The organism is Stenotrophomonas sp. TWI1409, assembly GCF_039673015.1.
GTDB classification, from domain to species: Bacteria; Pseudomonadota; Gammaproteobacteria; order Xanthomonadales; family Xanthomonadaceae; genus Stenotrophomonas; species Stenotrophomonas maltophilia_A.
The window spans coordinates 1-24622 of sequence record NZ_JBDJKU010000036.1 but is presented as its reverse complement, the minus strand read 5'-3'; the positions used below and the strand labels follow the sequence as shown (position 1 = coordinate 24622).

The 24622-nt window shown below is 66.1% G+C and carries 20 protein-coding genes and 1 pseudogene; 11 read left to right on the top strand and 10 right to left on the bottom strand.

The genetic code is table 11. The features are described 5' to 3' along the window. The first annotated feature begins 13 nt into the window (after positions 1-13). Complete coding sequence (locus ABE423_RS12965) at positions 14-562, top strand: hypothetical protein (RefSeq protein WP_125894223.1); 549 nt, start codon at positions 14-16, stop codon at positions 560-562. A gap of 81 nt (positions 563-643) precedes the next feature. Here the strand turns inward: ABE423_RS12965 and hmgA are convergent, their stop codons facing one another. Further along, positions 644-1951 (bottom strand): homogentisate 1,2-dioxygenase, encoded by a 1308-nt coding sequence (gene hmgA, locus ABE423_RS12960; protein ID WP_346486276.1) that lies wholly within the window; start codon positions 1949-1951, stop codon positions 644-646. A gap of 104 nt (positions 1952-2055) precedes the next feature. Next, positions 2056-3168, bottom strand: a complete 1113-nt coding sequence (gene hppD / locus ABE423_RS12955; RefSeq protein ID WP_182266825.1) for a 4-hydroxyphenylpyruvate dioxygenase — start codon at positions 3166-3168, stop codon at positions 2056-2058. 129 nt (positions 3169-3297) lie between these two features. Between hppD and ABE423_RS12950 the strand changes: the two genes are divergently transcribed. After that, positions 3298-3792: a MarR family winged helix-turn-helix transcriptional regulator gene (locus tag ABE423_RS12950; protein ID WP_125894227.1), complete on the top strand. Its 495-nt coding sequence runs from the start codon at positions 3298-3300 to the stop codon at positions 3790-3792. Positions 3793-4172: 380 nt separating this feature from the next. Further along, the gene (locus ABE423_RS12945; RefSeq protein WP_125894229.1) at positions 4173-5228 is read left to right on the top strand and encodes a PDDEXK nuclease domain-containing protein; all 1056 of its coding nucleotides are present in this window, start codon (positions 4173-4175) and stop codon (positions 5226-5228) included. A 31-nt stretch (positions 5229-5259) separates the two neighbouring features. Here ABE423_RS12945 and ABE423_RS12940 read toward each other — a convergent pair whose 3' ends face one another. The 4 genes from ABE423_RS12940 to ABE423_RS12925 all read right to left on the bottom strand — a co-directional run bounded on the left by ABE423_RS12940 (position 5260) and on the right by ABE423_RS12925 (position 9796). Further along, positions 5260-6399: a hypothetical protein gene (locus ABE423_RS12940; protein ID WP_293793575.1), complete on the bottom strand. Its 1140-nt coding sequence runs from the start codon at positions 6397-6399 to the stop codon at positions 5260-5262. A gap of 215 nt (positions 6400-6614) precedes the next feature. Further along, entirely contained in the window at positions 6615-7220 is a 606-nt protein-coding gene (locus tag ABE423_RS12935; RefSeq protein ID WP_125894233.1) for a thioredoxin family protein, read from the bottom strand. Positions 7221-7239: 19 nt separating this feature from the next. Then, the gene (locus ABE423_RS12930; protein WP_032127146.1) at positions 7240-8739 is read right to left on the bottom strand and encodes a peptide MFS transporter; all 1500 of its coding nucleotides are present in this window, start codon (positions 8737-8739) and stop codon (positions 7240-7242) included. 181 nt (positions 8740-8920) lie between these two features. Then, complete coding sequence (locus ABE423_RS12925) at positions 8921-9796, bottom strand: tryptophan 2,3-dioxygenase family protein (protein ID WP_125894235.1); 876 nt, start codon at positions 9794-9796, stop codon at positions 8921-8923. 335 nt (positions 9797-10131) lie between these two features. On the opposite strand from ABE423_RS12925, the gene pdhA reads away from it, so the two are divergent. From pdhA to ABE423_RS12900, 5 genes are all read left to right on the top strand, one after another. Continuing rightward, positions 10132-11214, top strand: coding sequence for a pyruvate dehydrogenase (acetyl-transferring) E1 component subunit alpha (pdhA, locus tag ABE423_RS12920; RefSeq protein ID WP_049461216.1), 1083 nt, complete (start codon positions 10132-10134; stop codon positions 11212-11214). Next, entirely contained in the window at positions 11207-12274 is a 1068-nt protein-coding gene (locus tag ABE423_RS12915) for an alpha-ketoacid dehydrogenase subunit beta (RefSeq protein WP_019338598.1), read from the top strand. The genes pdhA and ABE423_RS12915 overlap by 8 nt, the downstream gene beginning before the upstream one ends. A 1-nt stretch (position 12275) precedes the next feature. After that, entirely contained in the window at positions 12276-12629 is a 354-nt protein-coding gene (locus tag ABE423_RS12910) for an SH3 domain-containing protein (protein WP_005411349.1), read from the top strand. After that, on the top strand, positions 12626-14008 hold the full coding sequence (locus ABE423_RS12905) for a dihydrolipoamide acetyltransferase family protein (RefSeq protein WP_125894237.1): 1383 nt from the start codon (positions 12626-12628) through the stop codon (positions 14006-14008). The genes ABE423_RS12910 and ABE423_RS12905 overlap by 4 nt, the downstream gene beginning before the upstream one ends. 234 nt (positions 14009-14242) lie before the next feature. After that, on the top strand, positions 14243-15226 hold the full coding sequence (locus ABE423_RS12900; protein WP_260467341.1) for a hypothetical protein: 984 nt from the start codon (positions 14243-14245) through the stop codon (positions 15224-15226). Positions 15227-15262: 36 nt separating this feature from the next. On the opposite strand, the gene ABE423_RS12895 is transcribed toward ABE423_RS12900, so the two are convergent. The 3 genes from ABE423_RS12895 to ABE423_RS12885 all read right to left on the bottom strand — a co-directional run bounded on the left by ABE423_RS12895 (position 15263) and on the right by ABE423_RS12885 (position 17233). Then, positions 15263-15649 (bottom strand): VOC family protein, encoded by a 387-nt coding sequence (locus tag ABE423_RS12895; RefSeq protein ID WP_125894239.1) that lies wholly within the window; start codon positions 15647-15649, stop codon positions 15263-15265. Between the two features lie 241 nt (positions 15650-15890). After that, positions 15891-16598 (bottom strand): YafY family protein, encoded by a 708-nt coding sequence (locus ABE423_RS12890; protein WP_125894241.1) that lies wholly within the window; start codon positions 16596-16598, stop codon positions 15891-15893. Continuing rightward, entirely contained in the window at positions 16598-17233 is a 636-nt protein-coding gene (locus ABE423_RS12885; protein ID WP_185749960.1) for an NAD-dependent dehydratase, read from the bottom strand. The genes ABE423_RS12890 and ABE423_RS12885 overlap by 1 nt, the downstream gene beginning before the upstream one ends. A 105-nt stretch (positions 17234-17338) precedes the next feature. Between ABE423_RS12885 and ABE423_RS12880 the strand changes: the two genes are divergently transcribed. Continuing rightward, positions 17339-18877, top strand: coding sequence for a GGDEF domain-containing protein (locus ABE423_RS12880; RefSeq protein WP_164161331.1), 1539 nt, complete (start codon positions 17339-17341; stop codon positions 18875-18877). Between the two features lie 438 nt (positions 18878-19315). Here the strand turns inward: ABE423_RS12880 and ABE423_RS12875 are convergent, their stop codons facing one another. Beyond that, positions 19316-20242 (bottom strand): DUF808 domain-containing protein, encoded by a 927-nt coding sequence (locus tag ABE423_RS12875; RefSeq protein ID WP_032127139.1) that lies wholly within the window; start codon positions 20240-20242, stop codon positions 19316-19318. A gap of 199 nt (positions 20243-20441) precedes the next feature. Here ABE423_RS12875 and ABE423_RS12870 point away from each other — a divergent pair. Both ABE423_RS12870 and ABE423_RS12865 read left to right on the top strand, forming a co-directional pair. Next, positions 20442-22097, top strand: a pseudogene (locus ABE423_RS12870) (AarF/UbiB family protein); the annotation flags it as partial. 244 nt (positions 22098-22341) lie between these two features. Beyond that, entirely contained in the window at positions 22342-24447 is a 2106-nt protein-coding gene (locus tag ABE423_RS12865; RefSeq protein ID WP_346486269.1) for a phosphoglycerol transferase I, read from the top strand. Positions 24448-24622: the final 175 nt, after the last annotated feature.

Sequence of the window (24622 nt, the reverse complement as noted above, 5' to 3'; positions counted from 1 at the left end):
GGCCGTCCCTTCCATGCAACCGCGCAAGACCGATCTCGCCCGAACCGCGCTGCAGGCCCACCGCGCGCCGCTGGACATGCGCCAGCGCCGGCTGCTGATCCTGTGCGACGGCCAGCGCACCATTGCCGACCTGACCGGCCTGCTCGGCCAGGACGCACCTGCGATGGTCATCCAGCTTGTACAGGCGGGGTACCTGAGCACCGGTACTGCCGCCACGGCCGCACCGCCGTCGCCGGCACCCGCGGCAGCGCCGGTTCCGCCCGCACCACCAGCCGCGGCACCTGCGGCAACTCCGGCCACCGCAGTGGAGCGCCGCCGCTCGCTGGTAGCTGCGCGCATCTACGTGCTGGGCATCCTGGAAATGCAGCGCCATCCGCAGGCGGCGGCGCTGTTCCGCGACCTGCAGCAGGCACGCGCCGAAAGTGAAGTACTGCAGGTGCTGCACTCGGCCATGCAGTTGCTGCCCGGGCTGACCTCGGAGGGCTACTGCCAGCGCGTGCGCCAACGCCTGCTGGAAGCGCTGCCGCTGGAGCACTGCGACGCGTTCGTCGAGGTGGCGTAAGCGCAGGTTCCGGCGGAGAACATTCACGCATGGCGTGGATGCGATCAGGATCCGTGCCGACCAAGGTCGGCACCCACCAAGCTAGCGGGACGACCGGAAGTTGTTGCGCAGGCCGTTCCAGCACTGCTGGTAATCGCCCTGGCGATGGCCGGCGGCCAGCGCCTGTGCGGTCGGGCGGATCACCGCGCGGGTCTCGAACATGAAGGCCATCGTGTCCTTGATCACATCGGCCTTGGACAGGTCCGCATTGGAAGCCTTGTCGAAGGTCGGCGCGTCCGGGCCGTGGCCGCTCATGCAGTTGTGCAGCGACGCGCCACCCGGCACGAAGCCCTCTGCCTTGGCATCGTAGGCGCCATGCACCAGGCCCATGAACTCGCTGGCGATGTTGCGATGGAACCACGGCGGACGGAACGTGTTCTGCGCCACCAGCCAGCGTGGCGGGAAGATCGCGAAGTCCATGTTGCTGGTGCCGGGCGTGTCGCTGGGCGAATGCAGCACCAGGAAGATCGACGGATCCGGGTGGTCGTAGCTGATCGAACCGATGGTGTTGAAGCGGCGCAGGTCGTAGCGGTACGGCGCGTAATTGCCATGCCAGGCCAGCACGTCCAGCGGCGAATGGTCGATCGGCGCACGCCACAGGCGGCCCTCGAACTTGGCGATCAGTTCGAAATCACCGTCGACATCCTCGAACGCCGCGTGCGGGGTTTCGAAGTCGCGCGGGTTGGCCAGGCCGTTGGACCCGATCGGACCGAGGTCCGGCAGTTTCAGCAGCGCACCGTAGTTTTCGCAGATATAGCCGCGGCTCGGGCCATCGGGCAGTTCGACGCGGAAGCGCACGCCGCGCGGGATCACCGCGATCTGCTGCGGCTCGATCTCGATCACGCCCAGCTCGGTCAGCAGGCGCAGGCCGCCCAGCTGCGGCACGATCAGCAGCTCGCCATCGGCATCGTAGAAGTAGCGGCCGACCATGTCGCGGTTGGCGGCGTAGAGGTGGATGCCCACGCCGGCATGCGCATCGGGCGAGCCGTTGCCGCCCATCGTGTACAGGCCCTCGACGAAGTCGGTCGGCAGTTCCGGCAGCGGCAGCGGGCTCCAGCGCAGCTGGTTCGGCGAAGCAGGCTGAGCGCCGAAATCACACTGCAGCTGCGACTGCGCGAACGGCGTGAATTCGCCATGGGTCACCGCCGGGCGGATCCGGTACAGCCAGCTGCGGCGGTTGCTGCCGCGCGGCGCGGTGAAGGCGGTGCCGGTCAGCTGTTCGGCGTACAGGCCGTGGGCCACCTTCTGCGGCGAGTTCTGCCCGACCGGCAGCGCGCCGGCGACGGCCTCGGTGGCGAATTCGTTGCCGAAACCGGACTGGTAGCCGCGGGTGGTGATGGCGGTGGACATGGGGGCTCCTGAAGAACGGCGAGACCGGAACGGGAAGCAGCCGAGCATGGCTCGGCTCTACAGATGAGCAGGCGCCGGGCATGACCCGGCGCTACCGTTGAACGTTACAGCACGCCGCGGCGGATCTGATCGCGCTCGATGCTTTCGAACAGCGCGGTGAAGTTGCCTTCGCCGAAGCCTTCGTTGCCCTTGCGCTGGATGATCTCGAAGAAGATCGGGCCGATGCAGTTCTGGGTGAAGATCTGCAGCAGCTTGCGCTGGTGGGTTTCCGGATCAGCGTCGATCAGGATCTTGTTCTTGGCCAGGCGCGCCACGTCTTCACCGTGGTTCGGCACGCGCTGATCGATCACGTCGAAGTAGGTCTCCGGCGTGTCGAGGAAGTCCACGCCCTGCGCACGCATCGCTTCGACGGTCTCGTAGATGTTCTCGGTGAAGCAGGCGATGTGCTGGATGCCTTCGCCCTTGTACGCGTCCAGGTACTCGTTGATCTGGCTCTTCGGGTCGGACGATTCATTCAGCGGAATGCGCACGATGCCGTCCGGCGCGGTCATCGCCTTGGACACCAGGCCGGTCTTCAGGCCCTTGATGTCGAAGTAGCGGATCTCGCGGAAGTTGAACAGGCGTTCGTAGTAGTCCGACCACTGCTGCATGTTGCCGAAGTACAGGTTGTGGGTCAGGTGGTCGATGAAGGTCAGGCCGAAGCCCACCGGGTGCAGGTCGGCACCGGCGATCGGCTCGTAGTCGCCGTCGAAGATGCTGCCAGCGCTGCCGTAGCGGTCGACCAGGTACAGCATGCAGTCGCCGATGCCCTTGATGACCGGCGCGTTGACCGCCTTGCTGTCCGGCTTGAAGGCGATGGCTTCGGCGCCGTTGCCCAGCGCGGTCTGGTAGACCTCCTGGCCCGGCTTCTTGAAGCGGATGGCGAAGCCGCAGGCGCACGGGCCGTGCTTTTCGGCGAAGTCCGAGGCGAACGAATCGGGGTCTTCGTTGACCAGGAAGTTGACGTCGCCCTGGCGATAGACGGTAATCGGACGCTGCTTGTGCTTGAGCACCGCGCTGAAGCCCATCTTCCGGAAGTACTCGTGCAGCTCCTGGCCACGGCCGGCCGGGGCGGCGAATTCGACGAACTCGAAGCCGTCGATGCCCATCGGGTTCTCGAAGGTGGTGACCTGCATGCCGGGGTTGGGGTGCGAGGCGGTCGGGACTGCGGTATTCATGGCGTGGCTCCGAATCGGTACCGCATCGGTACAAACCAGGTGCGGGCAGGTAGGGACCCGGCGAGAATGCAGGGTCTGGACCTACCCCTTATAGTTACACTTGAAACCACCAGCAAGGTGCACCGCAACATGAGCCCCGCCGATCCCGTTTCGACCCGCCTGCGTTCCTCGCACGTCCTGCTCGACCTGGAACAGTTCCTGCCGTACCGGCTGAGCGTGCTGTCCAACCGGGTCAGCGGCAACATCGCCAAGCTATACGGCGATCGTTACGGTCTGGCGATTCCCGAGTGGCGGGTGATCACCATCCTGGCGCTGTACCCGGGCTCCTCGGCCAGCGAGGTCTCCGACCGCACGGCGATGGACAAGGTGGCGGTCAGCCGTGCCGTGGCGCGCCTGCTGGAGCGCGGCTTCATCAAGCGCGAGACCCACGGCGACGACCGCCGCCGCTCGGTGCTGGCGCTGTCGGCGGCCGGCTTCGAGGTGTACGAGACCATCGCGCCGATGGTGATCGAGATCACCCGCAAACTGATGTCGGTGCTGAGCGAAGAGGAAGAGCAGGTGCTGGAAAGACTGATCCTTCGCCTGGCCGGCGAAGGCCTGGAGCGGATGGGCGAAGGGGTCTGAAAGAAAAAAGGGGACGGAGGGGATTAAGTCGTTTTGGCCCCCAGATCGCGGGTTCCGACCCCGACCGGCAGCGGAACAGTGGCTGGGCGATTGTCGTCCGCCCCCTTTGATCTGACGGGACCCGCTCTTTGGCGGACTGCGGACCGACCGCAAACGATGCCATCGGACGCATTCCCCCCCCGCAGATCCCGTCCTGAAGTGTCGCCCTCGCCCGGCGACATTTCCGCATTGGCCCGATACGGCCCGTTTCCGCCAGGCTGGTGTATCGAAACGGGCTGATCCAGTGAATTCTCCTATTGGACTGCTCACGTGTGCGGCCTGACGGTAAACGTTCAACGGGTATCAGCCCGGCCATGGATCCACATCGGACGGGCCCCCTCATGGATGACTCGCATTCAACGCTGCCGCATGGCCAGAAATTGCTGGCCGATCTCAGAGAGCTGATCTGCGCGGCGCGCAACAGGATGCACAGAACCATCAACAGCGAGCTCACGCTGTTGTACTGGCGGATCGGGCGGCGCATCCACGCTGATCAGTTGAGGGGCCGACGGGCCCGCTACGGAGAGCTTGTCTTCACCCGGATAGCCAAGGCGCTGACGACCGAATTCGGTACCTCCTTCGGTGAAAAGAGCCTGCGCCGGATGGTGCAGTTCTCCACCGCATTTGCGGACGAGCAGATTGTCGTATCGCTGATACGACAATTGAGCTGGACCCACTTCATCGCACTGATCCCCCTGGCGGATCCGCTCAAGCGTGACTTCTATGCGCAGATGGCCGCCACCGAGGGCTGGAGTGTGCGCATGCTGCGCCAGCGCATCGATTCGATGTTGTACGAGCGCACGGCGCTTTCCAGTCAACCCGAGCAGACCATCGCCGATGAGTTGGCGGCACTGCGTGGCAACCAGCAGCTGTCTCCAGGGCTGGTACTGCGTGATCCCTACGTCCTGGATTTTCTTGGCCTGAAGGACAGCTGGGACGAGCAGGACCTTGAAAGCGCGATCCTTCGCGAGATGCAGGGCTTCCTGCTCGAACTTGGCACGGGCTTCAGTTTCGTCGCCCGCCAGAAGCGCATCCAGATCGACGGCGATGACTTCCACCTTGACCTGCTGTTCTACAACCGGCGTCTGCGCAGGCTGATCGCTATCGAGCTGAAGATCGGCGAGTTCAAGCCCGCCTATAAAGGGCAGATGGAACTCTACCTGCGCTGGCTGGACCGCTACGAACGTGAGGACGGCGAGCAGGCGCCGTTGGGCATCATCCTCTGCACGGGGAAAAAGGCGGGTCAGATCGAATTGCTGGAGCTGGATCGCTCAGGCATCCATGTTGCGGAATACCTGACCACGCTGCCCTCTCGTAAGGTCCTCAAGCAAAGACTGCAGACCGCCATGGAGCGGGCCCGGCAAAAGCTGCAGACCGCGGCACCCGGCCCCCTGTAGATCCACGCCGCGCGTGGATGGCGCTCATGCTTCAGCTCAGATGCTTGCGCCGCGCATGGATCCACGGCACCGCCAGCGCAGCGATGGCACCGCCGGCGAAGCCCAGCGATGCGGCAACCGTGGCCGCTTCGACCGCGCCCGGCAGCGCCAGCGCAGCAGCCACCAGCAGCAGCGACGGCAGGCCGACGAAGGTGCCCAGGAAGAAGTGCCAACGCGGTGACCAGGTGTTGAGCTGCAGCAGGCTGACCGGCTGCCAGGCGTCAGACGCGGTGTCTTCGGCGATTTTCGCCACGACCTTGCCCAGGTCCACCTCCGGTAGCGCACGCCCCTGCCGTGCGGTCGCCAGCAGTTCGGCCACCGCCTCCACCGGCGGGAAACTGGACGGCCACGCAACCGGCGCCGGCACGCCATAGGCGGTCAGCAGCGGCACGCTCAGCCACGGCGCCACCAGCGGGCGCATGCGGCGGCGGCCATGCACGCACCAGATCTGCGGCTGGCCGTGCGCGGTGACGCTGTACAGCGCCAGTTCGTTGGCCGGCGGGTAGCCGAGCATGGTCACCCGCGCGGCCAGGCTGTCCTGGCCCATCGCGCGCAGGAAGCCAGGACGGCTGCGCCCTTCCTGCATCCACGCCAGACCGAGTGCACCCACCAGATAGGCCTCGGCCACGTCCTTGCTGCCGACGGTAGCGCGTTCGTCACTGGCCAGGTACCAGGCCAGCGATTTCGGTTCGGCGACATCCTCCAAGCCCCAGCGGCTGTCGTCTCCCAGCACGTGGCGCACCGGCAGGCGCGCGGGCGCGGTTTCGCCACGTTCGCCGGGTTGCAGGAACGGCAGCACGCCCTGGATGAACGTGGACAGTTCGATCGCACGCACGCCTTGGCCCTGCCATTCCGGCGGCAGCAGCCCGGCCAGCTGGCCGTCGGCGGCCAATGCATCGAGCCGTGATTTCTGCTCGACCAGTTTCTGCACCGCCCCCTTCAGCACCACGTTGTCGGGCAGCGCGATCTGCGGCAGGCGGTGACGCGGCGGTGCCAGTTCAACGGTGTCCTCGCCGGTACCGGCGTCATCCAGCAACGCCTCCTGCGGCGGCAGGGTCACGCCCTCGCCTGCCCCAGCCTCGGCCAGGTCGCTGGCAGGTTCGGGCAGTCGTTCGGCGTGGTCGCTGTGCATGGGCGTTCCGGAAGGTTGCATCGACGGGATGTCGACTGAGGTCCTTGCCGGTAACGGCGTACGTGCGATGAAGTTGAGACGCCGTTTCAGAGAGTGTGACGGCGCGCGCAATCGACCCACGTCACGCGTGGATGTGCCTCAGTGCCGACCAACGGTCGGCACCCAACGGGGGTGGCGGTCAGCGGTCGGCATCCACCGAAGCGGCCGGCACTACCCTATTCCGGTTTGTCAGGTGCCCACTGCTTGAGGAACGCGGTCACGCGCGCGGGCTGGAAGGCTTCGCCCTTGCGCAGCTCGCCGGTCGCCTGCGACACCAGCAGTCCGCCATCGGCATCGAGTACCAGCAGGTACGGGTAGTCGCGTTCCATCATCGGGAACTGGGCGAAGAAAGCGGTGTTGGGCTGTTCGTCGCTGGCGTTGACCTTCACCCACACGTAGTGGGCATCGCGGAAGCGGCGCAGGTCGCCGTTGCCTTCCACCACCTCGTCCAGCGCCCGGCAGCGCTCGCAGGCGGCGTTGCCGACCTCGAGCAGGATGCGCTTCTTGCCGCGCTGGGCTTCCACCTTGGCGGTGGCCAGGTCGTCGGCGGGGTTGCGGGCCGGGTCGAACTGCGCGCCGAGCCCTGCGATGGCGGCGATGTCCGCCGCCACCGGGGTGTTGCCCGAGGCCACCGGTTCGCTGGGGTCAGCGACCGGTGGCTCGGTGGGTCGGGTATCCAGAGGCTGCGTAGGCTCGGCGGCGGCAGGCGGTTGCGGTTGGGAACAGGCGCCGATCAGCGCCACACAGACCACCACCACTGCACCACCGAGCTTGCTGCGCATGCCTACTACCCTCTCATCATCATTTGACGCCGTGCATCAGCTTGTTGATCAGCGGGGCGACCAGGAACAGCACCACGCCGGAGCCGATCAGGGCCCAGAACCCGAAGGTATACCCCTTCAGGGCCGACTCGACCGTCATGCCGCCTTCACCACTGACCACGCCAGCGAAGATGCCCGACAGGTTGTTGCCGATGCCGGTGGACAGGAACCAGCCACCCATGCCGAAGCCGACCAGGCGCACCGGGGCCAGCTTGGTCACCATCGACAGGCCGATCGGCGACAGGCACAGCTCACCCACCGACTGGATGACGTAGACCATGAACAGGGTCCAGAACGGGATCTTGCCGTCCACGACCATCTGCGACAGCGCGTACATCAGCAGGGCGAAGGCGGCGCCGTTGAACAGCAGGCCGAGGCCGAACTTGCGCGGAATGGACGGGTTGGCGCGGCCCAGGGCCACCCAGATCCAGGCGATGATCGGCGCCAGGGTGATGATGGCCACCGAGTTGACCGACTGGAACCACGCGGTCGGGAAGGTCCAGTCACCCATCTGGCGGTTGACGATGTTCTCGGCCAGGAAGGTGAACGAGCTGCCGGCCTGCTCGAAGAACATCCAGAACATCACGTTGAAGGCGAAGATGATCAGCATCGCGATCACGCGGTCGCGCTGCACCTTGCCTTCGCGGATGCCCTCGACCAGCAGCAGGATGGCCAGCGCGGTGAACATCGCGCCCAGGATCCAGGCCAGTGCGGTGGCGCCGGTGGCCAGCAGGAAGTAGGCGACCGGGATGGCGACCACGGCACCGGCCAGCACCATGATGATGCGGCCGAAGCCTTCAGCGCCGGCCGGCGGTGCACCGATGCCCTTCAGGCCGGCACGACCGATGTAGAACCACACCAGCGAAATCAGCATGCCCACGCCCGAGGCGATGAACACGACCTTGTAGGACGGCATCGCGTCGGTACCGAAGACCTTGCGGGCCAGGTACTCGGTCAGCACCGGGGCGATCATCGCGCCGATGTTGATGCCCATGTAGAAGATGGTGAAGCCCGAATCACGGCGCTCGTCCTTCAGGCCATACAGCTTGCCGACCATGGTCGAGATGTTGGGCTTGAACAGGCCGTTGCCGACGATGATCGTGGCCAGGCCGAGCTTGAAGATGTGCTCCTGCGGCAGCGAGATCATGAACAGGCCGGCGGCCATGATGATCGCGCCGGTCAGGATCGATCGCTGGTAACCCAGTACCCGGTCGGCCACGTAGCCACCGAAGATCGCTGCGGCATACACCAGGGCCAGGTAGGCGCCGTAGATGCGGCTGGCGTCGCCTTCACCGGCAGCGCTGCCGTTGTAGAACTGGGCGACGATGTACAGCACCAAGGCCCAGCGGATGCCATAGAACGCAAAGCGCTCCCAGAACTCGGTCATGAACAGCATCCACAACGGGCGCGGGTGGCCCAGCGTGGTCTTGAAGTCCGGCAGCGCCGGCTCTGGGGTGTTCGCAGTGGCGTTTACGCTCATGCGGATTTCCTGGTTCGGTGGATGACGAGCACGTCCGATGTGCAGTTGGAGCAACGCGCGAGGATCACCGACTTCTGGCGTTCACGTCAAATACACGCCGTTTGAGGCAGGTGCCAGCCTGCTCCCTGAACTTGCATCTGAAACGATCCAGCCGCCGGCCGGGATCCAAGCTGAATACGGATCAGCCCTCTTCTGCCGGGGGCCCGGCCTGCAGGCTGGTCCGCACCTGGAACAGTTCGGGGAAGAAGGTCAGTTCCAGCGCCTTGGCCAGGAAGCCCACGCCGGACGAGCCGCCCGTGCCGCGCTTGAAGCCGATCACCCGCATCACGGTGCGCATGTGTCGGAATCGCCACAGCTGGAAGGCGGTCTCCAGGTCCACCAGGTCCTCGCACAGCGAATACTCGCGCCAGTAGCGATCGGTGTCCTGGTAGATGCGTTCGAAGACCGGCTGCAGTGCGTCATCGGCCACATGCGGCTGGGTCCAGTCGTGGGCCTCGTACACCGCCGGGACGGCGTGGCCGAAACGGGTCAGGTACTTCAGGAATTCCTCGTACAGGCTCGGCGCTTCCAGTGCCGTGCGCAGCTGCGCCTGGCCGGCCGGGTCGTGCTCGAACACCTGCAGCATCTGCGCGTTCTTGTTGCCCAGCAGGAACTCGATGTAGCGGTACTGCAGCGACTGGAAGCCCGACGACGGGCCCAGCACGTCGCGGAAGCCCATGTACTCGGACGGGGTCAGCGTTTCCAGCACCGACCACTGCTCGGTCAGCTGGCGCAGCACCTGCTTGCTGCGCGCCAGCACCTTGCGGCACTGCCAGACTTCATCGCGCTGCAGGAAGCCGATTGCGGCACGCAGCTCATGGCCCAGCAGCTTCAGCCACAGCTCCGAGGTCTGATGCTGGATGATGAAGAGCATCTCGTCGTGGTGCGGCGGGCTGGACAGCGGCTGCTGCGCGCTGAGCAGCTGGTCCAGCCGCAGGTAGCCGCCATAGGTCAGGCGTCCCTGCAGGTCGGTGTGGATGCCGGCTTCGAGATCGCGTTGGTTGTTGTCGACGGACATGGGCGGGACCAGATCGGGGGCGGCAAGGGTAGCGCGTTGCCGCCGCGCTGGCAGCCGCCGGGTCCATACTCGGGCGTGCGGTTGGCCGTGGAGCATCGGCCGATACCAGGCCTGCGCGTGGAACCGCCCAGGCCGTTGTACTGGCGGTCAGCCAGAGGCGTATTCTGATGCTTTGCAGCAACGACTGAATACGTTGTTGTTATTGGCCCCCCACCCGCCGGCAGGGGTAAAACGGGGAATCGCCGTGTTGCGGCGCAGGAAGGCTATTCCGTACGCGTTCCTTAACATGGCGATTCATATCATTTGTAACTTCTCTGTCGAAGGTGCAGTACGCAATGACGGTTGCCGCTGAATTCAAGATCGAATACCTGCAGTACCTGGATACGGACGGCAAGCTCGTCCGCGATGACCTGCCCGCGTCGCTGCGCGACCCCAAGGTCCTGGTACCGCTGTTCAAGCAGATGCTGTTCGTACGTACGTTCGACAGCAAATCCATCGCGCTGCAGCGCACCGGCAAGCTCGGCACCTACGCCGCCTGCCTGGGCCATGAAGCCGCGCACGTGGGCATCGGCGCTGCGATGCAGAAGGACGACGTGTTCGCACCTTCGTACCGCGAGTATGGCGCGATGTTCATGCGTGGCGTGCGCCCGCACGACGTGCTGATGTACTGGGGCGGCGACGAACGCGGCAACGATTACGGCGGCAACGCGGCCAAGGACTTCCCGTTCTGCGTGCCGATTTCCACCCAGTGCCTGCACGCCGCAGGCGCTGCGCTGAAGTTCAAGCTCAACAAGGAACCGCAGATCGCGGTGGCCGTGTGTGGCGACGGCGGCAGCTCCAAGACCGACTTCTACGCGGCACTGAATTCGGCCGGCGCCTATAAGCTGCCGCTGATCCTGTGCATCGTCAACAACGGCTGGGCCATCTCGGTTCCGCGTTCGGCCCAGACCGGTGCCGAAACGCTGGCGCAGAAGGGCCTGGCCGGCGGCCTGCACTGCCTGCAGGTGGACGGCAACGACCTGATCGCAGTGCTGGCGGCGATGGAGCAGGCGCGCGAACGTGCGCTGGCCGGCAACGGTGGCACCGTGCTGGAACTGATGACCTACCGCCTGTCCGACCACACCACCGCCGATGACGCGCGCCGCTACCGCGACGACGCCGAAGTGAAGGATGCCTGGCAGCGCGAGCCGATGCTGCGCCTGCGCAAGTACCTGATCAACGCCGGTGTGTGGAGCGAAGAAGAGGAAACCGCGTGGGTCGCCGAGTGCGGCACCCGCGTGGACGAGGAAGTGAACCTGTACCTCAACACGCCGGTGCAGCCGGTCGAGGCGATGTTCGACTTCCTGTATGCCGATCCGCCGCCGGACCTGCTGGCCCAGCGTGCCCAGGCGATCGCCCTGGAGAAGCGCCATGGATGAGATCAAGAACGGCGCGCCCGGCGCGCACACCAACGCCGCCGACAGCGCCGCCGTCGCGCGCGGAGAAGAGAGCATGACCACCACCCCCATCACCCTGATCGAAGCCATCACCCAGGCACTGGCCTGGGAGCTGGAGCACGACCCGTCGGTGCTGGTGCTGGGCGAGGACGTGGGCGTCAACGGCGGCGTGTTCCGCGCCACCGCCGGCCTGCAGCAGCGCTTCGGCTCCGAACGCATCCTCGACACCCCGCTGGATGAAACCACCATCGCCGGCCTGACCATCGGTCTGGCGGCGCAGGGCATGAAGCCGGTGGCCGAGGCCCAGTTCGACGGTTTCATGTACCCGATGGTCGACCATATCGTCTGCCACGCCGCCCGCCTGCGTTACCGCACCCGTGGCCGCCTGCACTGCCCGATGGTGCTGCGCGTGCCGTGGGGCGGTGGCATCCGCGCGCCGGAACACCACAGCGAAGCCAACGAGGCGATCTTCACCAACGTGCCGGGCCTGCGCGTGGTGCTGCCGTCGTCGCCGCAGCGCGCCTACGGCCTGCTGCTGGCCGCGATCCGCGAGCCGGATCCGGTGATCTACATGGAGCCCAAGCGCATCTACCGCCAGTACAAGGAAGTAGTCGTCAACGACGGCGAAGCCTTGCCGCTGGACGTCTGCTTTGTGCTGCGCGATGGCACCGACGTGACCCTGGTGACCTGGGGCGCGCAGGTGAAGGAAGCGCTGGAAGCGGCCGACAAGCTGGCCGGCGAAGGCATCAGTGCCGAAGTCATCGACGTGGCCACGCTGCGTCCGCTGGACTTCGCCACCATCGCCGAATCGGTGGCCAAGACCGGCCGCTGCGTGATCGTGCAGGAGGCCCCGAAGACCGCGGGCTTCGGCGCCGAGATCGCCGCGCGCCTGGCCGAGGAATCGATCTACGACCTGCTGGCCCCGGTCGAGCGCGTCACTGGCTACGACACCCACATTCCGCTGTTCCGCCTGGAAATGAAGTACCTGCCGAGCGTTGAGCGGATCGTGGCTGCGGCCAAGCGCGCGGTGGCGGCCGGCTGACATGCGGGCCCGCCTTCTGGGGGCTTACCGCAGCCAGTATCCCAACCCGCTCCGGTTCCACACCGGCCAGATCGTCGAAGTAGGTGTCCGTGACGAGGAATGGCCGGCGTTTGCCTGGGTACGCACCAACGATGGGCGCGCTGGATGGGCGCCCATCGCCTGGTTGCAGCTGCTGGACGAGGGTCGCGCCGAAGCGCTGTGCGACTACGACGCCCGCGAGCTGGATGTGGAAAGCGGCGAGATGGTGAAGCTTCATCACGAACACGGCGGGTGGTGGTGGTCCGAGCGCGCCAATGGCGCGACGGGTTGGCTGCCGGCCCGCGAACTGGAACTGCTGGAAGAGAACTGCAAATGAGCCAGACCAAGAACTTCAACCTGCCCGACCTGGGCGAAGGCCTGCCGGACGCGACCATCGTCGAGTGGTTCGTCAAGGAAGGCGATGTGATCAAGCTGGACGAGCCGCTGGTCTCGATGGAGACCGCCAAGGCCGTCGTCGAGGTGCCGTCGCCGTTCTCCGGCAAGGTGCTGAAGCTGTCCGGCGCTGCCGGCGACATCATCCCGACCGGCTCGGTGCTGGCCAGCTTCGAACTGGACCCCAACCTGCCGCAGCGCGCGGATGGCCAGGACACCGGCCACAGCCACGGCCATGCGGCACCGGCCGCGGCACCGACCCCGCCGCCGCTGCCGGCTGCGCCGGTCGCTGCGGAGGAAGCCAAGCCGGCCGCCGCCGAGCGTGACGACGCCGGTACCGTGGTCGGCGCCATGCAGAGCTCCAACGCCGTGCATGCCGAACAGGCGCTGGCCGTCGGTGGCGTCAAGGCCGTGCCGGCCGTGCGTGCGATGGCGCGCAAGCTGGGCGTGGATCTGAGCCGCGTGGCCGCTACCGGCACCGATGGCGCGGTGACCATGGCCGACGTCAAGCAGGCCGCCGCCAACGGCACCGCCAAGCTCGGCGCTGCTCCGGCACCGGCTGCCGCTGCTGCCTATGCCGCGCCGGCCCCGGCGCAGGTGTCTGCCCCGGTGCAGAGCGAAGCGCGCACCCCGCTGTCCGCCGCCGGCAAGCCGATGCGTACCCAGCCGCCGGGCGTGGTCGCCAAGGGCCAGCCGGAACCGCTGAAGGGCGTGCGCCGCAACATGGCGCGCGTGATGGCCGATGCGCACAGCAAGGTCGTGCCGACCACGCTGAACGACGATGCCGACATCCACGCCTGGCTGCCGGGCAACGACGTCACCGCGCGCCTGGTGCGTTCGATCGTGGTCGCCGCACAGAAGGTGCCGGCGATGAACGCCTGGTTCGACGGTGAAGCGCTGACCCGTACCCTGCACGCGCAGGTGGACATCGGCATCGCCGTGGACACCGACGACGGCCTGTTCGTGCCGGCGTTGCGCAATGCCGACATGCTCGATGCACGTGGCATCCGCGAAGGCGTCAACCGCCTGCGCGAGCAAGTGGAATCGCGTTCCATCGCCGCCTCGGAACTGAGCGGCTACACCATCTCGCTGTCCAACTTCGGCATGTTCGCCGGCCGCTACGCGACCCCGGTCGTGGTGCCGCCGTGCGTGGCCATCGTCGGTGCCGGCCGTGCCCGCCACCAGATGACCCCGGTGATGGGCGGCGTGGAAGCGCACAAGGTGATCCCGCTGTCGGTCACCTTCGACCACCGCGCGGCCACCGGCGGCGAAGCAGCACGCTTCCTGCGCGCGATGATGGACGACCTGGCACTGGCCAGCTGATCGGCCACCTGACCGGTAGGTGCCAACCTTGGTTGGCACATGAATTAGAGAAACGCCGGGCATTGCCCGGCGTTTTTTTGTGCCTGCTCCGTCGCGCTCCATCCACGCATGGCGTGGATCTACAGGGCTCTCCGTCGATCGGTCGAGAGCGCAAGAGAGCACTTTGAGAATAGTTGCATGGATTCCCCAGAGCAGCTCGATAGCATTGAGCTTCTCTTGAGACGTCGAGTTCCCATGCTGGAGAAAGCACCCACAATCGAAGAAATCCTGAAGGCGGGCGATGATATTTTCCGTGCCTCCCCGTTCTTATTACTGCTGACGAGGGATGAGGATCCCACGGACAGGAATTGGGTTCTCGACATCATCTTCCTGCGCTGGCTCGCTCGAAATCGCGCGCTCCTTGACGCATCGGTAGGGTCTACGGTGGCAGCCGCCCCCTCACTGGCGGATGCCTTGGCATGCATCAAAGCTGCTTTCCAGGACGAGATTCCCGGATCTGCGTTCGACCCGGAATTGCTGGAATTTACCATTCGCTACTTCTGCAAGCGCGCCCCCTATTCCTCGGATTTCTTCTCCCTTTTTCCGCAAAGCGACATGCCTTCGCCGGAAACCATGTGGGACAAGCAGGAGCAGGTGTACGCGATTATCGATTCTCGTCTGCAGTCATGGCGCAATGGCGAGCCCATCGTCCGGGCGCTCATCGCCAAGAACGATCAACAACGAGACGCCGAACCGGCTGCGCCGCTGGACGCTGATGCTTGGATCTCAACGCTGGCAACGCTATCGGATGCTGCGATCACCCACGAAGGCTGCTGCGCATACGCCAACCACTTCTATCGGCCTCTGACGAAACCACCGTCAGTAGAGGTCGTCCTGGCAGTCATGAGGGAATTTCTTCGCGACCCACCACATGATGCGTCGATCATGACTGCAACGGACAACTTCCTGTCGGATATTCCGTTCTCCCGCTACATCAAAGCCTACTCCATCCTCGCACCTGAACTGCTGGACCGTTCTTCAGATGCCGCGCTCAATCTGTTTGATTATCCAGGTTGTGAACTGACACCCCGTCAGATACGGCAGTTCATCAAGGAACTCAGGCGGTGCAACCCCGGCCGCGATGTGGTCGCAGAGCTGGCCCAGCTGGCCATTGAGTGGGATTCGGAAGACGACGAGACATTTTCAATCGTCATCGAAGCAGCACAGAAGCAAGGGTAGGTCGAGGAGCCCGCCAGTACCGGCTCCCTCCCTGAATCAATCGCGCGCGACCATGCCCTCGGCGCGGCTATAGACACGCAGGCGATGGCCATCCGGATCGGCACCGACGAAGGTGTGGCCGAATTCCAGGGTCACCGGTGCCTGCAGAATCCGCACGCCGAGCCCGCGCCACGCATCGTGCATCTGCTGCACGGCCTCCGGGTTGGCGACCACCATCGCCAGTTCGGCGGCACCGGCCTGTGCGGACACCGGCGGTTGCACGTCGTCGCGCTGCCACAAGCCCAGTGCGGCGCCATCGCCGAGCAGGAACAGGGCGAAGCCGGGCGACTGCTCGACCGGCGGCTTGCCGAGGATGCCGCTGTAGAAGGTGGCGCTGGCGGCGACGTCGCGCACGTACTGCAGCAGGGTGCTGGGCGTGAACATGGGGAAGCTCCGTTGTTGGGAGCGCTCATGGTGGTACGGCCCTGCTGACAGATTCTGTCAGTAGCGTCGAGCGTGCCCGACTGCTGTTGCCCCTGCCCTGATAGAGGTCGAGCTTGCTCGACTGATGTTCGCGAAGATCAAAGGCGGTCGAGCAAGCTCGACCCCTACCAGAAGCAAAGAGCGAAGGCCCCTCCCCCAGAAGCAGGAAGCGAAGCGCAGAAGCAGTCGAGCACGCTCGACGCTACGAACGGTCCAGCCAGTCCGGGGCGATGCCCTGCGCCTTCTGCCAGCGTCGCAGCAGGGTGGCGCGTGGCACGAGGTAGTGATCCTCCAGCACACGCGCCTGGCGGATGCGGTCCAGACGGAAATGGCGGAAATCCTCGCGGCGCTCGCACCACGCCGCCAGCATCGGCACCTCATCGAAGTAGCCCAGCGCGAACGGCCAGACGATCCGCTCGCTGCGCTGGCCGTGCGCGTCCTCGTAGCCGAACTTCAGGCGCTGCTGTGAACCGACAGCCTCTCGCACGGCCTGCAGACGAGCTGGGGGAACCTTGGCCGCCGCACGCGAAGGGCCCACCCGCAGGCCACTGTCACGCAAGGCCTCGCGCCGCGCTGCGGGCAACACATGCGCGATACGCGCCAGGGCATCGCGTGCGGCCTCGGCCAGCGCCGGCTCGGTGCGCGCGGCGACCCAGCGCAGGCCGAGCACCAGCGCATCGATCTCGGCCGGTGGCAGGGTCATCGGTGGCAGGGTGTCGCTCGGCGCCAGCTGGTAGCCAACGCCGGCCTCACCACGCAGGTCGGCACCCTGTTCGCGTAACGTTTCGATATCGCGGTACAGCGTGCGTAGGCTGATACCCAGCGCTTCGGCCAGCACCTGCCCGGCCACCGGCCGTCGATGGCGGCGCAGCAGCTGCAGCAACTGGGTCAGGCGCAGCGCACGCGACATCAGCCGACCAGTGCGCGCGATGCCACCACGTGCTCACCCGGCTGCGGGGCCAGCGCGGCCTCGACCAGTGCCTTGGCGATCTCGCTGGCCGGGTTGATCCGCCACGCCCGTGGCAACATCGGCCCCAAAGCACCCAGCACCATCAGCGCCAGGCGCTCGCCACGTCGCACCTCGGTGCGCTCGCCCCCGATCAGCCCGGGGCGGACCAGGGTCAACGAGTTGAAGCCCAGCGCGCGCAGGTCACGCTCCAGCTCACCCTTCACCCGGCTGTAGAAGATCGACGATTGCGGGTTGGCACCGGCTGCGGAATTCAGCACATAGGTCTGCGCACCCTGCGCCTGCGCCAGCCGGGCGAACGCCAGCGGGTAGTCGTGGTCGATGCGATGGAAGGCCTCACGGCTGCCGGCCTGGGCGATGGTGCTGCCGAGCGCACAGATGACCGCGTCCACGCGTGCCCACTCGGGCGCGCCAGGCAACGCATCGAAGGCCAGCACTGGATTCTCCAGCTTGGCATGGGCCACAGCCAACGGGCGGCGGGTCGGCGCGATCACGGCGCTGCAGCGCGGGTCGTCCAGCAGCCTGGACAGGGTCAGCCCGCCGACCAGGCCGGTCGCCCCCAGCAACATCACGCGCATCACCACCTCCACTGCGGCATCCTGTCGCCCATCCTAGCCGTTCAAGCCGTCGGCGGCCGCGCCGATATGCTGGAACCAGTCCCTGCCAGCCCCAGGATTTGCTCGATGACGGACCAGCCCGACCACCGCCCTGCCCCCGGTACCGCCCTTGGGCCGCCGGCACGCGTGCGCGCGGTGGTGGACGATGGCCTGGGTGACCGGGTGGTGCTGCAGGGCGGTGGTGGTGTGGCACTGCAGCAGCTGTTTGCTGGTGCCGACGCGCCGGAGCCGCTGCTGGCCGCGTTCGCCAACGGCATGGCCACCCTGCCCGGTGAACTGGGTGACATGGGCGACCGCCTGCAGTCGGCGCAGGCCAGTGCCGATTGGCCGCGCTACGGGCGCGCGATGCGGCAGCTGATCGACAAGTACATCCGCACCATCGAGCAGCATTCCCCGGATGGGCAGCCGGAAAGCCTGCGCCTGTCGGAGCAGCTGCGGTTGCTGCTGGGCGGCGCCGTGGTGGCCCTGCTGCAGCACGACCCGGATCTGCGCGAGCAGGCACAGGCATTGGCCACGCGCCTGCGCCAGTGGCAGCCGGGTACCGCATTGGAGCCGATCGAACAGGGTGTGCGCGAACTCGGCCACCAGGTCGGCGTGCGTGCCGAGAGCTGGCAGGAGCAGCAGGCGCTGCTGCTGGAACTGTTCGCGCTGCTGCTGGAGAACGTGAGCGAGCTGCTGGATGACCGCAGCTGGCTGCAGGGCCAGATCGCGGCGGTGCGCCAGTTGCTGGATGGTCCGCTGGAAGCTGAAGCGGTCGAGCGCACCCGCGCCGAACTGCGCGAAGTGATCTACAAGCAGGGGCTGCTGCGCCAAGGCATCGACGATTCGAAGGCGGCGATGCGCGGGCTGATGGGCGAATTCATCGAGCGCATGGATGGCATGGCCACCAGCACCGGCGAATACCACGACCGCATTGGCAGCTATGCACTGCAGCTGCGCGAGGCGCGCAGCATCGCCGACCTCAACCAGCTGCTGCAGGACGTGATGCGCGACACCGGCAAGGTGCAGCAGCAGGCCGCGCAGGCGCGCGATCACCTGGCCAACGCGCGGCAGGAAGTGGAGCGTGCAGAGCAGCGCATCGCCGAGCTGGAGCAGGAACTACGTGCCGCCGGTGACCTGGCGCGCATCGATCCACTGACCCAGGCGCTGAACCGCCGCGGCCTGGACGAACTGCTGCAACGTGAACTGGCCCGCGCCGCGCGCAACAACTCGCCGCTGGGCGTGGCGGTGATCGACCTGGATGATTTCCACCAGACCAACGATGCACATGGCCATGCCGGTGGCGATGCACTGCTGCAGCACCTGGTAGCCGTCTGCAAGCTGCTGCTGCGCGCCACCGATGGCATCGCGCGGCTGGGTGGCGACGAGTTCGTGCTGGTGCTGCCAGAGACCCAGGGCGCCGACAGCATGGCCACCGTGCAGCGCCTGCAGCGTTCACTGGCACACCGCGTGCTGACCGTGCAGGACCAGCGCGTGCCGGTGCATTTCAGCGCCGGGCTGGCGCAATGGCAGCCGGGCGATGACACCGAAGCGCTGCTGCGGCGCGCGGATGACGCGCTGTATGCGGCCAAGCGGCAGGGCAAGAACCGGGTGCAGGCGGGTTGATCGCCCGGCCCACCGCGAACCGCTTCGGTAGGTGGCAACCTTGGTTGGCACACGCCGGAACAAAGCGCCGACCAAGGTCGGCCTCTACCAACGCAAGGGACAGCGCTTTGGTAGGTGCCAACCTTGGTTGGCACACGCGGAAGCAAAGCGCCGACCAAGGTCGGCCTCTACCAACACCAAGGACAGCGCTTTGGTAGGTGGCAACCTTGGTTGGCACACGCCGGGGCAAAGCGCCGACCAAGGTCGGCCTCTACCAACGCAAGGGACAGCGCTTCGGTAGGTGCCAACCTTGGTTGGCACGCGCGTAAACAAAGCGCCGACCAAGGTCGGCCTCTACCAATGCAAAGGACAGCGCTTCGGTAGGTGCCAACCTTGGTTGGCACACGCGGAAACAAAGCGCCGACCAAGGTCGGCCTCTACCGGGCAATGGGCCGCCGTTTACTTCCCGCGCAGCTTCTGGAACCCGGTCACCGCCGCCAGCACGATGGCACCGGCGATGATGCCCACCACCATGTTGGCCGCAGCGCTGATCAGCCAGCCCCACTGCCCTTCGCCACCCAGTGCCTGCACCGCGTGGTGCAGTGCCGGCACGTTGTGCACCAGGATGCCGCCACCCACCAGGAACATGGCGATGGTGCCGGCCACCGACAGGAACTTCATCAGCCACGGCGCCGAGGCCACCAGGCCACGACCGAAGGCAGCAATGGCACCGCCCTTGCGCGACAGGTACAGGCCGACGTCATCAAGCTTCACGATGCCCGCGACCAGCCCATAGACGAAGACCGTCATCGCCAGTGCAACCACGGCCAGGGTGACCACCTGGTTGGTGAACGGCGCGGTGGCGACCACGCCCAGGGTCAACACGATGATCTCGGCCGAGAGGATGAAGTCGGTGCGGATCGCGCCCTTCACCTTGTCCTTCTCCCACGCGACCATGTCCACCTGGGTATCGGCCAGCGCCTTGCGCCGCTCGGCCTGATGCTCGGCATCGTCGTCAGCCGAATGCAGGAAGCGGTGCGCCAGCTTCTCCACGCCCTCGAAGCACAAGAAGGCACCACCGATCATCATCAATGGCACGATCAGCGGCACGTTCCAGCCACGGCTGTGCAGCCACGCCTCCAGTGCACTGATCGCCAGCGCCGCCGGTACCAGGATCACCTTGTTGACCAGCGAGCCCTTGGCCACCGCCCACACCACCGGCAGTTCGCGGTTGGCGTTGACTCCGGTGACCTGCTGCGCGTTCAGCGCCAGGTCGTCGCCGAGCACACCGGCGGTCTTCTTCGCCGCAACCTTGGTCAGGACCGAGACGTCGTCCAGCAGGGAGGCGATATCGTCGAGCAGGGCGAACAGGCTGGCACCGGCCATGGGGCGTCCAAGTGAGGGAATGAGCGGATTCTGACCGATACCGGGGCAGCTGCGGAAGCGGTCGGATTCACCGCGTGCCTACCGCCCCCCGGCGACACTGCGTAATCCGGACATTGCCGGCCAGCGGCCGGCACTACCTGTATCCGTCGCATGGGAGTGTCGCTTGAGCAATCCGCCCACCGCCAATGGCAATCCCCCGCTGGTCAAAGGCATGAACCGGCGCAGCCAGATCCTGCGCCTGCTGATGCGCTACCGCCATTCGGGCGTGTTCTCGGGCATGAACCTGGACGCGGCCAGCAACCAGGCCGACGTCCCCGCCGATGGCAACCCGGAACAGTTCGTCAGCGACCTGGAAGCGCTGGGACCGACCTTCGTCAAACTAGGCCAGATGCTGTCCACCCGCCCGGACATGGTGCCGGTGGAGTTCGCCACGGCGCTGGAGCGCATGCAGGAAAAGGTGGCCGAGATTCCGGTCGAGCGCATCCATGCCATCGTTGAACAGGAGCTGGGCGCGCCGGTGAACAAGCTGTTCGCCGCGTTCGATCCCGAGCCATTGGGCTGTGCCTCGATCGCGCAGGTGCATCGCGCGGTGCTGCACGATGGCCGCCAGGTGGCGGTGAAGGTGCAGAAACCCGAGGTCGCCGCGCAGCTGCGCTCGGACCTGGAGGCACTGCGCAGCTTCGCGCTGGCCGCCGACCACCTGACCCAGGTGGGCCGTCGCGTGCGCCTGCGCGACTGGCTCAACGAGTTCGCCAAGACCCTGATGCAGGAGCTGGACTACCACGCCGAGGCCGAGAACCTGGCCCGTTTCGGCCGGCACCTGAAGCCGTTCCGCCGCCTGTGGATTCCGCAGCCGCTGTGGGACTACAGCAGCCAGCGCGTGCTGACCATGGAACTGGCCACCGGCGTGCGCGTGGATGCGATTCCCGATGTGCGCCGCACCGAGCAATCGATGGATCCTCTGGCGGCGGCGCTGATCCGCGGCTACCTGGACCAGATCTTCGTGCATGGCGAGATCCATGCCGACCCGCACCCGGGCAACCTGCGGGTGATGCCAGATGGACGGCTGGCGATCTTCGACCTGGGCATGGTCGCGCACATGCCGCCGCGTCTGCGCGAGCGCCTGCTGAAGATCCTGTTCGCCGCGGTCGATGGTCGTGGCGAAGAAGTGGCCGACGACCTGATCAGCATCAGCACGCGGCTGGAGGCCTTCGACGAAGAGCGTTACCTGCGCGAGACCGGACAGCTGATCGCGCGCTACGCCGCCAGCGGTAGCTTCTCCGAAGGCCGCGTGGTGCTGGACATGGTGCGCATCGCCACCGCCTGCGGCCTGCGCACGCCACCGGAACTGAGCCTGCTGGGCAAGGCGCTGCTCAATCTGGAAACCGTGTGCCGGCTGCTGGCACCCGAGCTGGAAACCCGCCGCATCGTCGAGCGCCAGCTGCAGCACGTGATGCGTGCGCGCCTGAAGAAATCGCTGTCGGCAGCCAACATCGCCAGCGAGGCGATGGAGTTGCAGCAGCTGCTGCGCGATGGGCCGCGCAAGCTGTCGGACATCATGGCGCTGCTCGCCGAGAACCGCCTGCAGATGAAGGTGACCGGGCTGGAAGAATCACGGTTGATGGAAAACCTGCAGAAGATCGCCAACCGGGTGGCAGCCGGCATCATCAGCGCGGCATTGATCATGGCTGCGGCAATGATGATGAAGATCGACACCGGCTGGCACCTGTTCGGCTACCCGCTCATCGCCCTGATTCTGTTGTTCATCGGCGTGGTGCTCGGCCTGGGCATCGTGACCAGTGCATTGCTGTTCGACCGTCGTGCGCGTGCACGCGAAGAGCGCGGGCACCGCTAGCGCGTCGACGAAAACACCCGTATTCATGCGGTTTTTAATGTAATCCAACGAAGCCCTTCACGCTCGTTTTACCTTCTTAGCGCGATTGCGCGCGTGTTATTTCAACAAACATTTCAGTCAGGTTCGTGCATGCACTATCGGGTCATCGGCCTGTCATGTGCATGTGCTTGTGGCAGCGTCGGTCGGATGGACACGCGTCGGTACGACGTCCATCACCACCACCCCGTCACTGCCGAAGCTGCCTATGCTCTGGATACTGCTGCTGTCGTTGTTGCTGCTGTGCTGGTTGTTCCTCGCGTCCGACAAGTGGGTGTGGTGGAAGGCTGGTGCGTTCTCGCTGCTGCTGCTCATGCTCAGCGCGTGGTGGCTGATCGACAAGCTGTCCGGTGATGGGCTCAATGCCGCCACCCTGTACCACCTCGGCGCCGACATGGAAGGCGCCGGTGTCTCCGACTTCAAGGGCTATATCGCCGGCTTCATCGTGCTGGCGCTGGTCTCGCTGCTGCCGCTGTTCGCCACGCGGGTGAAGCGCTGGCGCCGGCCCGGCCATGGTGGCGCATTGTTCGCCGGTTTCGCGGCCGTGTGGGTGGCCACGATCATGATCAGTCCGCTGGCCCGCGACGGCCAGCGCCTGTACCAGCAGCTGCGGCCGGTCGACTTCGCCCGCATCGCACCCGAATACCAGGTGCCGACGCAGCCGCTGCAGCGCCCGCGCAACATCGTCTGGATCTACGGCGAGAGCCTGGAACGTACCTACCTGGACGAGGCCGTGTTTCCCGGCCTGATGCCCAACCTCAACCGCCTGGCGTCCGAGTCACTGGACGTGCGCAACCTGGCCTCGGCCGAGGGCAGCGGCTGGACCATCGCCGGCCTGGTGTCGTCGATGTGCGGCGTGCCGCTGACCACCTCGCAGGGTGATGAGAACAGCATGGACCGCATGGGCAGCTTCCTGCCCAAGGCCGTGTGCCTGGGCGATTACCTGAAGCAGCAGGGCTATACCAACCACTATCTGGGCGGTGCCAACGGCCAGTTCGCCGGCAAGGGCCAGTTCCTGGCCAGCCATGGTTTCGATGAAGTGCATGACCTGGCGTGGTTCAAGCAGCAGAAGAAGATCGGCCGCGTCCACTACTCGGCCTGGGGCGTGCACGATGACGTGCTGCTGGATACCGCCTACCAGCGCTTCGAGCAGCTCTCGCGCGCCGGTTCGCCGTTCATGCTGACCACGCTGACCATGGACACCCACCACCCGGCCGGTCATCTGCCGGTGTCGTGCAAGGGCGAGCGCTACCAGAGCCAGTACGGCAACATCAACATGCTCAACGCGCTCAAGTGCAGCGACCGGCTGATCTCGCAGCTGGTGCAACGCATCCAGGCCAGCCCGTACGGCAAGGACACGCTGATCGTGATCGCCTCCGACCACCTGGCGATGCCCAACGATCTGACCCACATCCTGACCCGGCAGAAGCGTGAGAACCTGCTGCTGTTCCTGGGTGATGGCATTGCCCCGCAGCAGCTCAGCGCCGATGCCGGCACCACCCTGGATTCGGGTGCGACCCTGCTCAGCCTACTGGACCCGAACCTGAAGACGATGGGCTTCGGCCGTTCGCTGATCGACAGCCAGCGCGCGCCCAGCGCCAGCGTGGCCACCCAGCGCGATGGTGGCCGTGACTATCCGCAGTATCTGGCCTTCGCGCGTTCACTGTGGCTGGGCGAACCGACCCGCGAGCTGAAGATCGATGGCGATGACCAGGTGGTGGTCGGCCTGCAGCACGTACAGCCACCGGTGTTGCTGGAGTACGACAAGGACTGGAGTCTGAAGTCCGTGTACCTGGAAAACACCTCACGCCAGTTCGACGATGCCAACCCGGACAACACCCTGGCCTACGTCGACCGCTGCACCGCGTTCGAGGACGGCTCGGCCGACGGTGACTGGTGCGCCCTGCTGGTCAACCGCGACAACGGCATCAAGCTGTACCGCGACAACGACCTGCGTGGCGGCATCGCGGTGGATGCACCGCTGGATGCGTTCCAGGGCCCGCGCCCGAGCGTGCGCCAGGCGCACATGATCACCCAGAAGGGTCGTCGTACCCGTGCCGGCCAGTACATGCTGCAGCTGGTGGCGAGCACGCGCCCGGATCGCGGCTTCTGGATCGAGGCGGTGTCCTCGCAGCGCAAGGTGGTACTGGCGCAGCAGTGGGTGCAGCCCGATGCCAACGGCAAGATCAACGTGTCGTTCGGGCTGGACCACGAAGTGGATGATCTGGAGATCCGCGCGTGGTTGAACCATGCGGAGAAGCTGGCGGTGGATACGTTCGCACTGGTGCCCTCGCGCAGCCGACCGCGAGGATAGGGTTCTTTGCAGGGCTGCGCCCTGCACCTGCCGAAGCAAAAGCCGAAGCAACAGCAACGGCAACAGCGTGCATTCCGTGGTTTGGCGGGGTGGGTCCGGTTGCGGGGGACGCTGCAAGTACGTCCATGTAAGCTCGGTCGCCGCATCCATGCGGCTCACGCCCCCGCAACCGGAC

What these genes read in the sequence shown, in the direction of transcription:
- ABE423_RS12965 (WP_125894223.1), top strand. Translation starts at nt 14, where the DNA reads ATGCAACCGCGCAAGACCGATCTCGCCCGAACCGCGCTGCAGGCCCAC.
- hmgA (WP_346486276.1), bottom strand. Translation starts at nt 1,951, where the DNA reads ATGTCCACCGCCATCACCACCCGCGGCTACCAGTCCGGTTTCGGCAAC.
- hppD (WP_182266825.1), bottom strand. Translation starts at nt 3,168, where the DNA reads ATGAATACCGCAGTCCCGACCGCCTCGCACCCCAACCCCGGCATGCAG.
- ABE423_RS12950 (WP_125894227.1), top strand. Translation starts at nt 3,298, where the DNA reads ATGAGCCCCGCCGATCCCGTTTCGACCCGCCTGCGTTCCTCGCACGTC.
- ABE423_RS12945 (WP_125894229.1), top strand. Translation starts at nt 4,173, where the DNA reads ATGGATGACTCGCATTCAACGCTGCCGCATGGCCAGAAATTGCTGGCC.
- ABE423_RS12940 (WP_293793575.1), bottom strand. Translation starts at nt 6,399, where the DNA reads ATGCACAGCGACCACGCCGAACGACTGCCCGAACCTGCCAGCGACCTG.
- ABE423_RS12935 (WP_125894233.1), bottom strand. Translation starts at nt 7,220, where the DNA reads ATGCGCAGCAAGCTCGGTGGTGCAGTGGTGGTGGTCTGTGTGGCGCTG.
- ABE423_RS12930 (WP_032127146.1), bottom strand. Translation starts at nt 8,739, where the DNA reads ATGAGCGTAAACGCCACTGCGAACACCCCAGAGCCGGCGCTGCCGGAC.
- ABE423_RS12925 (WP_125894235.1), bottom strand. Translation starts at nt 9,796, where the DNA reads ATGTCCGTCGACAACAACCAACGCGATCTCGAAGCCGGCATCCACACC.
- pdhA (WP_049461216.1), top strand. Translation starts at nt 10,132, where the DNA reads ATGACGGTTGCCGCTGAATTCAAGATCGAATACCTGCAGTACCTGGAT.
- ABE423_RS12915 (WP_019338598.1), top strand. Translation starts at nt 11,207, where the DNA reads ATGGATGAGATCAAGAACGGCGCGCCCGGCGCGCACACCAACGCCGCC.
- ABE423_RS12910 (WP_005411349.1), top strand. Translation starts at nt 12,276, where the DNA reads ATGCGGGCCCGCCTTCTGGGGGCTTACCGCAGCCAGTATCCCAACCCG.
- ABE423_RS12905 (WP_125894237.1), top strand. Translation starts at nt 12,626, where the DNA reads ATGAGCCAGACCAAGAACTTCAACCTGCCCGACCTGGGCGAAGGCCTG.
- ABE423_RS12900 (WP_260467341.1), top strand. Translation starts at nt 14,243, where the DNA reads ATGCTGGAGAAAGCACCCACAATCGAAGAAATCCTGAAGGCGGGCGAT.
- ABE423_RS12895 (WP_125894239.1), bottom strand. Translation starts at nt 15,649, where the DNA reads ATGTTCACGCCCAGCACCCTGCTGCAGTACGTGCGCGACGTCGCCGCC.
- ABE423_RS12890 (WP_125894241.1), bottom strand. Translation starts at nt 16,598, where the DNA reads ATGTCGCGTGCGCTGCGCCTGACCCAGTTGCTGCAGCTGCTGCGCCGC.
- ABE423_RS12885 (WP_185749960.1), bottom strand. Translation starts at nt 17,233, where the DNA reads ATGCGCGTGATGTTGCTGGGGGCGACCGGCCTGGTCGGCGGGCTGACC.
- ABE423_RS12880 (WP_164161331.1), top strand. Translation starts at nt 17,339, where the DNA reads ATGACGGACCAGCCCGACCACCGCCCTGCCCCCGGTACCGCCCTTGGG.
- ABE423_RS12875 (WP_032127139.1), bottom strand. Translation starts at nt 20,242, where the DNA reads ATGGCCGGTGCCAGCCTGTTCGCCCTGCTCGACGATATCGCCTCCCTG.
- ABE423_RS12865 (WP_346486269.1), top strand. Translation starts at nt 22,342, where the DNA reads ATGCTCTGGATACTGCTGCTGTCGTTGTTGCTGCTGTGCTGGTTGTTC.